We start from the raw sequence: 12,510 nt of genomic DNA on the forward strand, positions 1-12,510 counted from the left end.
CCGAGGCCGGTACGGCGTGCCGTGCGCATCCGCCCGTCGTAACCCCTTCTCATCTCTGGAGAGCAAGCAGAGCATGCCCCAAGACTTCAATCAGCAGATCATCGACGAGTTCCGCGCCAACCAGGGACAGGTCGCCATGTTCGACGGCGCCCGGTTGCTCCTTCTGACGACCACCGGCGCCAGGACCGGCGCCAAGCACACCACTCCCGTCGGCTACCTGCCGGACGGCGAGCGCATGCTGATCATCGCCTCCGCCGGCGGGGTGCCCAAGCACCCGGCCTGGTATCACAACCTCCTGGCCACGCCGCGCGTGACGGTGGAGGACGGCATCTTCACCTACCCGGCTGACGCGGTCGTCCTCGAAGGCGAGGAACGCGACGGCGCCTTCGCGCGGGCGGTCGAGATGGACCCCGGCTGGGCGGCCTACCAGGCGAAGACGAGCCGGGTCATCCCCGTGGTCGCGCTGACCCCGCTCGGCGGCCCTCCGGACGGCACGCGAGGGGGTGACTTCCTGGTGCGGGTGCACGACGCGTTCCGCCGGGAGCTGCGGCTGATCCGCAAGGAGGTCGCCGCGTCCGGGACCGGCGGCCTGGGCGTGCAGTTGCGGGTCAACTGCCTGACCCTGTGCCGGGGGCTGCACCAGCATCACACGTTCGAGGACGCCGGGATGTTCCCTTGGGTCGAAGGGCGGCATCCCGAGCTCGCCCTGGTGGTGGACCGGTTGCGTGAAGAGCACGGGACGGTCTCCCGGCTCCTCGACGAGCTTCAGCGGCTGCTCGCGGACGGCGAGCCGGCCGCGCCCGCCGCGCAGGTGCTCGCGGAGGTGGACCGGCTCATGACCGAGCTCGAAGCGCACCTCGACTACGAGGAGCGGGAGCTCGTCCCGATCCTGAACGCCATGACCCCCTAAGTCCTGACCTCTTCGGGGGTGAGCCGTTCCGCCTTGGGCCGTCGCTCCGTGGACACCACGAGGGCGACGCCCAGCAGGATCACCACCCCGCCCAGCATGATCTGCCAGGTCACCTGCTCGCTCACCACGAGCGCGCCGAGGAGCACCGCCACCGCCGGGTTGACGTACGCGTAGGTCGACACCAGCGAGATCGGCGCGTTGCTGAGCAGCCAGCTGTAGGCGGTGAAACCGACCAGCGACCCGACCAGGATCAGGTAGACCAGCCCGGCCCACGACCGTCCGGAGACGGCCGTGACGTCCAGCCGTTCGCCCACCGACAGGCCCGTGACGGCCAGCCCGGCCCCGCCCACCAGCATCTCGATCGTGCTGGCCGCGAACGGGTTGGCCGGCATCGGGATCCGCGCCGACAGGAACGACCCGACCGACCACGACAGCGACGCCACCAGGACGATCACGATCCCGCTGGTGCTCGCCGACCCGCCACCGCCGCTCAGCGACAGTGCCGCCACACCGCCGAACCCGACCAGCACGCCGGCCAGCGTCAGCACCTTCGGCCGATCCCTGGCCACGATCCTGAACACCACCAGCCACAGCGGCACGGAGGCGACGAGCAGCGCGGCCAGCCCGCTGGACACGCTCCGCTCCGCCACGGCCAGCAGGCCGTTGCCGGTGGTCAGCAGGAGCAGCCCGACCAGCGCGGCCCCGCCGAACTGGGCCCGGTTCATCCGGAACGGCGCCCAGCCCTTGCGCGCGACCAGGAATCCGCCGAGGATCACCGCCGCCGTCACGAACCGCAGCGCCCCGCTGAGCATCGGCGGGATGGTCTCGACGGCGATCTTGATGCCGAGGTACGTCGAACCCCAGACCACATAAACGATGACCAGCGCGCTCCAGACGAGCAGGGGAGGGCGGTCAGGGGTGTCCGATGCCATAGACCATGACAATAGCGGGCGTCCCAGACAGAACGCTGGCGGGTCTCGGACTACCAAGTTCGCGGGGGAGAGAGGCTTTGGTGCCCCCGTCCGAATCCCGTCGATCGGGGGCGACGCAATACATACCCTCTTCGGACGCGGCCAATCACTAGTTCACATGACCAAAAACACACCCGGCAGAAGAGGCAGGGGGCCCGCCGCCCCAGGAAAGGGAAGGGGGGACGGCGGACCCGTACCTGGGGGCGATCAGCGAGGCCCGAGCTTCTCCACGATGAGGCGGTAGAGCTGGCGCGGCCGGCCAGGCTGAGGCGTACGGTTGGGCGGCAGCGGCCACGCGAGTCCCTCGTCGACCAACGTGCGCAGCAACCGCCGAGCCGTACGCGGCGTCACTCCGAGCATCTTCCCCGCGCCCTCCGCGTCCACCACGGTGTCGCCGCCCTCCAGCTTGGCGGCGAGCCGGGCCAGCACCTCCACGCCCTTGGGCTTGAGCGCTGTGGAGCCCTGAGGGGGCATCCGCGGCGCCGGGATGAGCGCTCGGCCCTCGCGGTCCACGGCGAAGCCCTGGGCCTGTTTACCGGCCTGGGTGCGTGCCAGAGCCGCCCGTGCGTGCGACTCCGCGTCGTGGGTGGTGCGTCCCATGCCCACGCCGACCTCGACCGCCAGTCCCAGCTCGTCGCGGATCCTGGCGGCGAACGGCAGCACCCTGAACCCGTCGGTCGCGGCGGCGATCGAGCCCCTGGTCGCGGTGACCAGATAGCTGTGATCGTCGATCGGCCAGACGGTGGCGTTGATGCGGTTCGCCTCCTGGACGAGCAGCCGGTGCAGCGAAAGCCGGAGCTCGTCGCGCCAGTAACGCGGCGCGGCGCGGCGTACCGGCTCGCGTAACGTCGGCACCTCGACCAGCACCACGGTGAGCTGCGACTCCTCCAGCCGGTGGTGCGCACCGAGCAGCGCTGCGGTGTGCAGCGCGGTGCGCACGGCCGCGGAGGTCGGCCTGATCCTGATGACCGGGACACCGGACGCCTGGAGGCGTTCGGCGACCGCCGGCAGGCACGTGAGCGCGCCCGTGGTGGATCCCTGGCGGGCCAGGCGCTCGTGGTAAGCCGCGATCGTGCCGGTGGCGCCCGGCTCGTCGCGGCTGTGGACATCCGTTGCGGCAATCCCGAGGTCTGTGTACGCCTCCTCGACGTCAGCCCTGGCCACCACGTCGATGCTCACCCGCTGCGGGTCGATGCGCGAGTCCAACGCCGCCTTGGCCAGCGCGGCGACCAGCGCCGCCCCGCCGAGCTGCACGTAGGTCGCGGGCATCGTCAGCACACCTGAGCGCCTGGCCAGGTCGTAGGGAACCGGGCTGGCGAACAGGCATGCGTCCACGCCGGGCCCGAGCCGCGTCACTTTGTCGGGCGCCTCTTGCTCATCGCGGTAGGCGGCCGCCACCAGGCGGCACGGAAGTGGCGCAGCAGCGTGCCCCATCAGCATGACCCGCTCGACCAGATCGTGGGGTCCGACCACACCAATGGTGAGGTCCGGTGTCATGGCACCCGGGCGTGACACTCGGGGAGTTTCTTCGGCCCTCTCGACCAATGTTCGTCCCATCCTGCTGTCTGTTGCAGTGCTCTCTTTTGGAACGATCGCTCGCGGGGACCATAATGTCACGCCCGACTTTTCCGGAAAGCCGTTCTGGTTGACTCGCTGTGAAGGTATATCAGCAGCTCAAGGAGGTATTCCTAACGCTTTTTAGCGATCGGAAATCTCTTGTGTAATGTCCGCCCCCAGTGCCCGCATTCGCTCGGCGAGATGCGCGTGCCCGCGGTCGATGAGGTATCCGGACTCGATGACGGTCTCGCCTTCGGCGGCCAGTCCGGCCAGCACCAGCGCGATTCCGGAACGCAGGTCGTGCGCCGTCACCCGGGTGCCCTTCAGCGGGGTGGCGCCCCTGACGATGGCCCTGCTGCCCTCGACCTCCACGTCGGCGCCCATCTTGTTCAGCTCGCCGGCCAGCGCGAAGCGGCCGTCGAAGATGCGCTCGTGGATGTAGCTGGTGCCGTCGGCCAGGGCGGCGACCGTCATCATCGGCGACTGGAGGTCGGTGGCGAAGCCCGGGTAGGTGTCGGTGATGATGTTGATCGGCCGCAGCGGCCGCTCGCACCGTACGTGCAGGACCGCCCCCGGCCGGGCGAAGTCGACGCCCATCTGCTCCAGCTTGTAGCGGACGACGCCCAGGTCGAGACCGGTGCCCACGAGGCTGAGGTCGCCGCCGGTGATCGCCGCGCCCATCGCGAACACGCCGGCGTCGAGCCGGTCCGGCATCACGGTGTGCTCCACGGCCTGCAGCTCGTCGACGCCCTCGACGGTGATGAAGCCGGTGCCGCCGCCGCTGATCCGCGCGCCCATCTTGGTGAGCATGTCGATGACGTCGAGCACCTCGGGCTCCAGCGCCGCGTTCTCGATCACGGTGATGCCCTTGGCCAGGGCGGCGGCCATGATGAGGTTCTCGGTGCCGGTGTGCGAGGGGGTGTCGAGGTAGAGGGTCGCGCCCGTCAGGCCGGACGCCTTGACGTGGATGACCGTCTCTCCCTCGTCGACGATCGCGCCCAGACGCTTGTAGCCCAGGTAGTGGAAGTCGAGGTTGCGACTGCCGAGATTGCAGCCGCCGACCCCCTCCACGATCGCCTCGCCCAGCCGGTGCAGCAGGGCGGGCGTGAACAGGACCGAACCGCGGAAGCGCCTGGCGATGTCGGCGGGCAGCACCGCACTGGTCAGCCGGGAGGCGTCGATCACCAGCGTGCGCTCGGCCTCGTGCAGCTCGACGTACGCTCCGATGGCCTCGGCCAGCTCCACCGCCCGCCGCACGTCCTCGATGATCGGTACGTTGCGCAGGACGGTGCGGCCTTTGGGGGCAAGCAGAGCCGCACCGATCATGGGCAGCACGGCGTTCTTCGCGCCCTGGATGAAGGCGGTTCCACGCAGTGGGTTGCCACCGCGCACGCGGTAACGGACCATTCGTGCGGCTCCTCGGAGGTCTCGGTCTGAGCTGGACCGGGCCAAGAGTAGCCGCTAACCACTGCTGCCCCAGCCGAATCATCCCCTAAAGGGAGCTCCGGTGATGCGCTCGTAAGCTTCCAGATAACGCTGTCTGGTCTGTTCCACAACCTTGTCAGGAAGGCGAGGTGGGGGAGTTCCGGAGCTTTTGTCCCATCCCGATTCGGGCGACAACAACCAATCCCTTACATATTGCTTATCAAATGACGGTTGTGAGCGTCCCGGCTGCCACTGGTCAAGCGGCCAGAATCGTGACGAGTCGGGCGTCAAGACCTCGTCCCCCAGCGTGAGCACGCCGTCGGCGTCGCGACCCAGCTCGATCTTGGTGTCGGCCAGGATGATGCCCCGCTCGCGGGCGATCTCGGCGCCGCGCGTGTAGACGGCGAGCGTGATCCGGCGCAGCTCCTCGGCCGTCTCCGCGCCCACGTCGCCGACGACCCGATCGAAGGAGATCGGCTCGTCGTGCTGCCCGACGGGGGCCTTCGTCGAGGGCGTGAAGATCGGCTCGGGCAGCCGGGACCCGTCTTCGAGGCCCGGCGGCAGCTCTATCCCCGAGACCGCCCCGTCGCGTCGGTAGTCGACCAGGCCGGAGCCGGTCAGGTAGCCGCGCGCCACGCACTCGACGGGCACCATCGACAGCGGCCGGCACAGCACGCTGCGGGAGTCGGGCCCCGGTCCGATGAGGTGATGGGGCACCAGGTCGGCGAGCTGCTCGAACCACCACAGCGACATCTGCGTGAGGATGGCCCCCTTGTCGGGGATCTCGGACTCGAGCACGTAGTCGAAGGCCGAGATCCGGTCGGAGGCGACCATCAGCAGCTGTCCGTCGTCGGTCTGGTAGAGGTCGCGAATCTTGCCGGAGTGCAGGTGCTTCATCGGGCGATGTCCGTCCTGTGGTGCGAGCCGCGCAACCGGATGCGAGAGACCAGCTCATAGGCGTTGCGGCGGGCCGTCTCCTGGTCGGGGCCGGTGCCGACCACGTTGAGCACCCGCCCCCCGTCGGACAGCACCTGGCCGTCCACCCGTTTCGTGCCGGCGTGGAGGACGTAGGCGCCGCCGATGGGGTCGAGCCCCTCGATGACGTCGCCCTTGACCGGGGCGTCGGGGTAGTTCTCGGCCGCGACGACCACGGCGACCGCCGAGCCCGCGCGGAACACCGGTGCCGGATGCTCGCCCAGTCGCCCGGTGGCGCAGGCCGCCAGCAGTCCGGCCAGCGGCGTCTCCAGCCGGTCGAGCACCACCTGGGTCTCGGGGTCGCCGAAGCGCGCGTTGAACTCGATCACCTTCGGCCCCTTCGCGGTCAGGGCCAGGCCCACGTACAGCACGCCCTGGAACGGGCTGCCGCGCCGGGCCAGCTCGTCGATCGTCGGCTGGACGACCTCGCGCATGACCTGCTCGGTGAGCCCTTCGGGAGCCCAGGTGAGCGGCGTGTAGGAGCCCATGCCACCGGTGTTGGGGCCTTCGTCGCCGTCGTAGGCGCGCTTGAAGTCCTGGGCGGGCTGCAGCGGCACGGCCGTCTTGCCGTCGCAGAGCGCGAACAGCGAGACCTCGGGCCCGTCGAGGAACTCCTCGATCACCACCCGCTCGCACGCCGCCGCGTGCGCGAGCGCCTGCTCCCGGTCGCCGGTGACGACCACGCCCTTGCCCGCGGCCAGCCCGTCGTCCTTGACCACGTACGGGGCGCCGAACTCGTCGAGGGCCTGAGCGGCCTCCTCGGGCGTGACGCAGGCCCGCGCCCTGGCCGTGGGGACGTCGGCGGCCGTCATGATCTCCTTGGCGAACGCCTTGGAGCCCTCGATCATCGCCGCCCGGCTCGACGGCCCGAAGCAGGCGATGCCCGCGGCGCGCACCGCGTCGGCCACGCCCGCCACCAAGGGCGCCTCGGGGCCCACCACCACCAGGTCGGCGCCGAGCCGTAGGGCCAGCTCGGTCACCTGGGCGGGATCGGTGGCCGTGACCGGATGCGGGGCCGAGATCTCCTCCATGCCCGCGTTGCCGGGGGCGCTGTGGAGCTCGGTGACCTGGGGATCGAGCATGAGTGAGCGGCACAGGGCGTGTTCACGCCCACCGGAGCCGATGACTAGAACGCGCACCGCCCCATTGTGGCAGGGACGGCCGGACGGCTACCCGGCGCACCCGCGGCAGGGCGGCCTGGGCACTCGATATGTGGGAATAGACGGGAATCTTTGTGGAGTTCTACCTGCTCTGAGGATCCGCCGGAGAGTATCGTCAGTCGGGTCCATCCGCCTGTGGTAACTTAGGGCGGCTTTATGGCATCTCTTGTGATTGGAGGTGGTCCGGGATGAAACCTGGTGATCCCAGCAGTACGTGCTCACCCACGTACACCGTGTATGCCCCCGACCACTCCAATCCGGCAGCCTGATCGTGCCTCCACGTACTTTCGTTGATTGAGGTGACTTTTCGTCGCGCGTGGAGCGTGCCAGGTCGGGCGGAAAGGGACTGCCATGCGCACGTCTACGCTTTTCCGTCGCACCACCCGTCACCCTGTACAGCAGCACGTCTCGCGCCAGCTCACCAAGCCGGTACGTGAGATCTGCGTGCCTCCCGTTGACTCCCTCGTCGAGTTCGGCGCCTACATCAAGGGCCAGAAGGTCGCGGCCGCGGGCATCGAGGAGTCGCTCGACCTGGTCCGCGAGCACAACAGCCGCTCCGACGGCGCCAAGGCGTTCGTCTGGGTCGGCCTGCACGAGCCCGCCGCCCCCGAGGTCGAGTGGCTGGCCGGCGTGTTCGGTCTGCACCCGCTGTCCGTCGAGGACGCGGTCAAGGCCCACCAGCGCCCCAAGGTCGAGCGCTACGGCGACTCCCTGTTCATGGTGCTCAAGTCCATCGCCTACCTGGACCACGACGAGCTGACCGCCACCAGCGAGATCATCGCCACGGGCGAGATCATGGTGTTCCTCGGCGTCGACTTCGTGGTGACCGTACGACACGGACGGCACTGTCCCCTCACCGAGGTGCGCGAGCGGCTCGAGGACAAGCCCGAGCTGATGAACCGCGGACCGGCGGGCGTGCTGCACGCCATCGCCGACCACGTCGTCGACCGCTACCTGCAGGTCGCCGACCTCATGCAGCTCGAGCTCGAAGAGGTCGAGGCGACCGTCTTCGCCGACGTCAGCTCCCGCGACATCAACCGCATCTACCAGCTCAAGCGGGAGATGCTGGAGCTGAAGCGGGCCGTCACGCCGCTCCAGGTCCCGCTGGCCGCGCTGCCGCAGCGCCGGGTGATCCCGTCGGAGATGCGCGAATACTTCCGCGACGTCGGCGACCACCTCTCCCGCGTCTGCGAGCAGGTCGAGTCGTCGAACGAGCTGTGCAGCTCGATCCTTCAGGCGGCGCTGGCCCGCTCGAACGCCCTGGCCAACGAGGACATGCGCAAGATCTCGTCCTGGGTGGCCATCCTGGCCGTGCCCACGATGATCGCCGGGATCTACGGCATGAACTTCGACTTCATGCCGGAGACCAACCAGGTGTGGGGCTATCCGGCGGTCCTCGGCGTGATGATCACGGCCTGCGTCCTGCTGCACCGCGGCTTCCGCCGCAACGGCTGGCTCTAGGTTTTGACGCCGCGCGGGCGTCAGACCCCGACGGGCCGCTTGAGTGGTCCGACGGGGTCGGGCAGTCCCAGCCCACGCTCGCGCCACAGCTCGCGCATCCGGTCGGGATAGTCGGTGACGATCCCCGCCACCCCCAGGTCCAGCATCCGGGCCGCCAGCGCCTTGTCGTTGACGGTCCAGACCGCCACGTCCAGCCCCGCGGCGGTCACCTGGGCCATCAGGTCCTCGTCGACCATCACGTGCTCGGGCGACAGCGTCGTGGCCCCCGCCTCGCGGGCGGCGGCCGGGATGTCGTCGCCCAGCGGGCCGTTCCAGTGCAGGGTGTCGAGCTCGATCAGCGCGAAGCGCCGCGTGCCCGGCGCCAGCCGGGCGGCGTGGCCGATGATCCGCCAGTCGAAGCTGAGTATCGCCGCGTTGTCCAGCCGGCCGTGCCGGTCGAACTCCTCGAGCACCATCTCGGTGAACAGCTCGGGATCGGCCGTCAGCTCCGGCCTGGTCGGGTCGGATTTGAGCTCGACGTGCAGGCGTACGTCCTCGGCCTCGTAGGCGTTGACCAGCCCGAGCACCGCGCCCAGCGTGGGCATCCGGGTCTCCGGCATCGGCCGCTGCGTCAGCGCGAAGGGATCGTCGGCGTGCCGGGGCAGCCGCACACCCACGTCGAGCATGCGCAGCTGCGCCAGCCCGAGCGAGTTGATCGGCTTGCCGACATAGGGGAAGTGGGGGTCGTCCTTCGCGACCGGCCGCGTGTCGGCACTGGTCACGGCCGAGACCGTGAGGTCGTGGGTCAACACGAGGCGCCGATCGGCGGTGAGCGCGACGTCGAACTCGAGCGCGTGCACCCCGAGCTCCATCGTGCGGCTCAGCCCCGGAAGAGTGTTCTCGGGCCAAAGGCCCCTCGCTCCCCGATGACCGTGAATCTCAACGCGCACACCGGGGACACTACCTGCCGCGCGCCACGAGCACGACGTGCCACGCCGCGCCCTTTTTGTGGTGGGTATGGCTATTTCTGGCTGAACGTCCACACATAGACCACCTGGTCCTTCTCGGGCACCCCGCCCGCGCCGCTGTACGTGGCCTGGGCCGCCTCGTTGCCCTCATCCGTCGCCGCCCACATGCCGTAGCAGCCGCGCTCGCGAGCGAGCCGTTCCAGGGCCGCGACCAGCGACCTGGCGAGGCCCCGGCCACGGAAGGACTCGTCCACGCCGAGCTCGTAGAGGAACATCTCCGTCCCCTTGTCGGGGTGGGTGGTCTCGACCCCGGTGATCATCCCGGCCGGGGTCTCGTCCACATAGGCGATGAGCAGGTGGTGGCGCTCGTCCGCCAGGAACTTGGCGGTGGCCTCCGGCAGGGGAGCGGAGTCGAAGAGGTGACCGGCCGCCTCGACGGCTTCGGGCCGGGTGACACGACGGATGTCCATGCCCGGAGAGTAAGCGCAGGTCGCCACACCACGCACGGCATTTATTAGGTCGATAAATGCGACTCTGTGGCAATAAGCTGGCGGTCATGACGGAGGCTCTCGAAACGGTCCGGCCGGAAATCGTCCAGGCCTGGGTCGACGGCTGGGTGGTCTCGCGCAGCGCCCCGCGGCCCGTACGGGAGCCATGGGGTCTGCGAGTGGACGTCGGCCGGCCCGGCCACGTCACCCGCCACGTGCTGCCCGCGCCCACCCCCGCCGATCTGCGGCTGCTGGCCGAGACGATCAGCACGCCGGGCACCTGGCTCAAGGTCTGCGCCCCCGCGGAGGCGGTCGTCCCCTGGCTCACGCCGGCGTGGTCGATCGACGAGCCGGAGTTCATGATGACGGGGCCGCTGCCGCGGGGCCGGGCCACGGCTCCCGACGGCTACACGATGGCCGTCACCACCCGGTCGGACGTGACCGTGGCCCGCCTGCTCACGGCGGCGGGCGAGATCGCGGCGCGGGGGCAGATCGCGGTCACCGGGCGTACCGCGGTCGTGGACCAGGTCGAGACCGCCCCGAACCACCGCCGCCGCGGCCTGGGCCGCGTGGTCATGACGGCCCTGGCCGACACCGCCGCCTCCCGGGGCGCAAGGACGGGCATCCTGGTGGCCACTCCCGCCGGTCAGGCCCTCTACCGGACCATCGGCTGGACGACCCGCACCCCGATGACCGCCGCCGTCCTGGCGGCCTCCTGACGTCCTGGGGGCCTTTGAGGGTCGCCTGGGTACGGCCGGCGACGCGGTGCCGGCCGTACCCGTGAACCGGGCGGGTCAGACGAGCGGGCGGATCACCAGCGTCTGGTCGCGGCCGGGGCCGACGCCGACCGCGGAGATCGGCGCGCCGCTCATCTCCTCCAGCGCCCGCACGTACGACTGCGCGTTGGGCGGCAGGTCGTCGAAGGTCTTGGCGCCGGTGATGTCCTCCTGCCAGCCGGGGAACTCCTCGTACACCGGCTTGGCGTGGTGGAAGTCCGTCTGCGTCATCGGGATCTCGTCGTGCCGCGTGCCGTCGACGTCATAGGCGACGCACACCGGGATCCGCTCCAGCCCGGACAGTACGTCGAGCTTGGTGAGGAAGAAGTCGGTGACCCCGTTGATCCTGGTCGCGTAGCGGGCGATGACCGCGTCGAACCAGCCGCAGCGCCGGTTTCGGCCGGTGGTCACGCCGTACTCGCCGCCGGTCTGGCGCAGCCACTCGCCCATCTCGTCCTCGAGCTCCGTGGGGAACGGGCCGGAACCGACGCGGGTGGTGTACGCCTTGAGGATGCCGATCACCTTCGTGAGCCGCATCGGCGGGATGCCGGACCCGGCGCAGGCGCCGCCGGCCGTCGGCGACGAGGAGGTGACGAACGGGTAGGTGCCGTGGTCGATGTCGAGCAGCGTGCCCTGACCACCCTCCAGCAGCACGAACTTGTCGTCGTCCAGCGCCCGGCTCAGCACCAGCGAGGTGTCGGCGATGTGCGGCTTGAGGCGTTCGGCGTAGCCGAGGTACTCCTCCACGACGGCCTCGGCCTCGATGCCGCGCCGGTTGTAGACCTTGGTGAGCACCTGGTTCTTCTCGGTCAGCGCGACCTCGATCTTCTTGGCCAGGATGCCGGGGTCGAGCAGGTCCTGGACGCGTACGCCCATCCGGTAGATCTTGTCGCCGTAGGCGGGGCCGATGCCCCGCCCCGTCGTGCCGATCTTGGCCTTGCCCAGGTAGCGCTCGGTCACCTTGTCGAGCGCCTTGTGGTGGGGCATGATCAGGTGCGCGTCGGCCGAGATCAGCAGGCGCTCGGCGGAGATGCCGCGCGCGGCCAGCCCGTCGATCTCGCTGAGCAGGACCCCGGGGTCGATGACGACCCCGTTGCCGATCACCGGCACGACGTGCGGCGACAGGATTCCGGTGGGCAGAAGGTGCAGTGCGTATTTCTGGTCACCGATGACCACGGTGTGACCCGCGTTGTTGCCACCCTGGTAGCGGACGACGTAGTCGACGTCGCCACCGAGGAGGTCGGTGGCCTTGCCCTTGCCCTCATCGCCCCATTGGGCACCAACGAGAACGGCAGCCGGCATGGTTCAGTCTCCCGAGCACAAAACGAAACCCCTGGCGCAAGTGCGACAGGGGCTCTTGCGTAGAGAGACTACCCGAGTCGGCCTATTCGTCCCAAGTGCTAGTTCTTGGCCAGCGCGTCGTAGGCGTCCTCACTGCTGTCCTTGAGGAACTGCAGGCATCGTTCGGCCTCGTCCTTCTCGCCGATCGCCTGGGCGGCCCTGGAGAGCGAGTAGAGGCAGCGCAGGAAGCCGCGGTTCGGCTCATGCTCCCAAGGGATGGGACCGTGCCCCTTCCAGCCGCTCCGGCGGAGCTGGTCGAGCCCGCGGTGGTAGCCGGTGCGCGCGAAAGCGTAGGAGGTGACGGCGTGGCCCTGCGCGAAGTACTCCTCCGCGAGCGTGGCCCAAGCCGCCGGGTAGGCGGGGAAACGGGCCGCCACGTCGGCGGCCTTGGCGCCGGCTTCCAGCGCCTCCCTGGCCTCGGGCAGGTCCGGCAGTTGAGTCGGGGGCGGCCCGGCGAGAAGGTTATCCATAGGACAAGTCATACCCGCCGAGCCGCCGA

12 protein-coding genes are annotated in these 12,510 nt (G+C 69.6%); 3 read left to right on the forward strand and 9 right to left on the reverse strand.

The window, feature by feature from the left end:
* The first annotated feature begins 73 nt into the window (after positions 1–73).
* Positions 74–910 (forward strand): nitroreductase/quinone reductase family protein, encoded by an 837-nt coding sequence (locus LDL49_RS41390; RefSeq protein WP_225300069.1) that lies wholly within the window; start codon positions 74–76, stop codon positions 908–910.
* Here the strand turns inward: LDL49_RS41390 and LDL49_RS41395 are convergent.
* From LDL49_RS41395 to purD, 5 genes are all read right to left on the reverse strand, one after another.
* Positions 907–1,842 carry an EamA family transporter gene (locus LDL49_RS41395; protein WP_225300071.1) on the reverse strand — a complete coding sequence of 312 codons (936 nt, stop codon included), beginning with the start codon at positions 1,840–1,842 and terminating at the stop codon, positions 907–909. The two genes, LDL49_RS41390 and LDL49_RS41395, sit on opposite strands and share 4 nt — an antisense overlap.
* Positions 1,843–2,088: 246 nt before the next feature.
* Positions 2,089–3,378: a GTP cyclohydrolase IIa gene (locus LDL49_RS41400; RefSeq protein WP_225300073.1), complete on the reverse strand. Its 1,290-nt coding sequence runs from the start codon at positions 3,376–3,378 to the stop codon at positions 2,089–2,091.
* Between the two features lie 201 nt (positions 3,379–3,579).
* Positions 3,580–4,845, reverse strand: a complete 1,266-nt coding sequence (murA, locus tag LDL49_RS41405; protein ID WP_225300075.1) for a UDP-N-acetylglucosamine 1-carboxyvinyltransferase — start codon at positions 4,843–4,845, stop codon at positions 3,580–3,582.
* Between the two features lie 78 nt (positions 4,846–4,923).
* On the reverse strand, positions 4,924–5,760 hold the full coding sequence (locus LDL49_RS41410) for a phosphoribosylaminoimidazolesuccinocarboxamide synthase (protein ID WP_225300077.1): 837 nt from the start codon (positions 5,758–5,760) through the stop codon (positions 4,924–4,926).
* The gene (purD, locus tag LDL49_RS41415) at positions 5,757–6,977 is read right to left on the reverse strand and encodes a phosphoribosylamine--glycine ligase (RefSeq protein WP_225300079.1); all 1,221 of its coding nucleotides are present in this window, start codon (positions 6,975–6,977) and stop codon (positions 5,757–5,759) included. Before purD ends, LDL49_RS41410 begins: the two co-directional genes overlap by 4 nt.
* Positions 6,978–7,442: 465 nt before the next feature.
* On the opposite strand from purD, the gene corA reads away from it, so the two are divergent.
* Positions 7,443–8,459 carry a magnesium/cobalt transporter CorA gene (gene corA / locus LDL49_RS41420; RefSeq protein WP_225300081.1) on the forward strand — a complete coding sequence of 339 codons (1,017 nt, stop codon included), beginning with the start codon at positions 7,443–7,445 and terminating at the stop codon, positions 8,457–8,459.
* A gap of 20 nt (positions 8,460–8,479) precedes the next feature.
* Here corA and LDL49_RS41425 read toward each other — a convergent pair whose 3' ends face one another.
* Together LDL49_RS41425 and LDL49_RS41430 are read right to left on the reverse strand one after the other, a co-directional pair.
* The gene (locus LDL49_RS41425; protein WP_225300083.1) at positions 8,480–9,388 is read right to left on the reverse strand and encodes a glycerophosphodiester phosphodiesterase family protein; all 909 of its coding nucleotides are present in this window, start codon (positions 9,386–9,388) and stop codon (positions 8,480–8,482) included.
* Between the two features lie 71 nt (positions 9,389–9,459).
* Positions 9,460–9,876 (reverse strand): GNAT family N-acetyltransferase, encoded by a 417-nt coding sequence (locus tag LDL49_RS41430; protein WP_225300085.1) that lies wholly within the window; start codon positions 9,874–9,876, stop codon positions 9,460–9,462.
* Between the two features lie 86 nt (positions 9,877–9,962).
* On the opposite strand from LDL49_RS41430, the gene LDL49_RS41435 reads away from it, so the two are divergent.
* Positions 9,963–10,613 carry a GNAT family N-acetyltransferase gene (locus LDL49_RS41435; RefSeq protein WP_225300086.1) on the forward strand — a complete coding sequence of 217 codons (651 nt, stop codon included), beginning with the start codon at positions 9,963–9,965 and terminating at the stop codon, positions 10,611–10,613.
* A gap of 75 nt (positions 10,614–10,688) precedes the next feature.
* On the opposite strand, the gene LDL49_RS41440 is transcribed toward LDL49_RS41435, so the two are convergent.
* Together LDL49_RS41440 and LDL49_RS41445 are read right to left on the reverse strand one after the other, a co-directional pair.
* Positions 10,689–11,972 (reverse strand): adenylosuccinate synthase, encoded by a 1,284-nt coding sequence (locus LDL49_RS41440; RefSeq protein ID WP_225300088.1) that lies wholly within the window; start codon positions 11,970–11,972, stop codon positions 10,689–10,691.
* Between the two features lie 98 nt (positions 11,973–12,070).
* Positions 12,071–12,481, reverse strand: coding sequence for a DUF3151 domain-containing protein (locus LDL49_RS41445; protein ID WP_225300090.1), 411 nt, complete (start codon positions 12,479–12,481; stop codon positions 12,071–12,073).
* Positions 12,482–12,510 lie beyond the last annotated feature (29 nt).

The organism is Nonomuraea aurantiaca (assembly GCF_020215705.1).
Lineage (GTDB): Bacteria > Actinomycetota > Actinomycetes > Streptosporangiales > Streptosporangiaceae > Nonomuraea > Nonomuraea aurantiaca.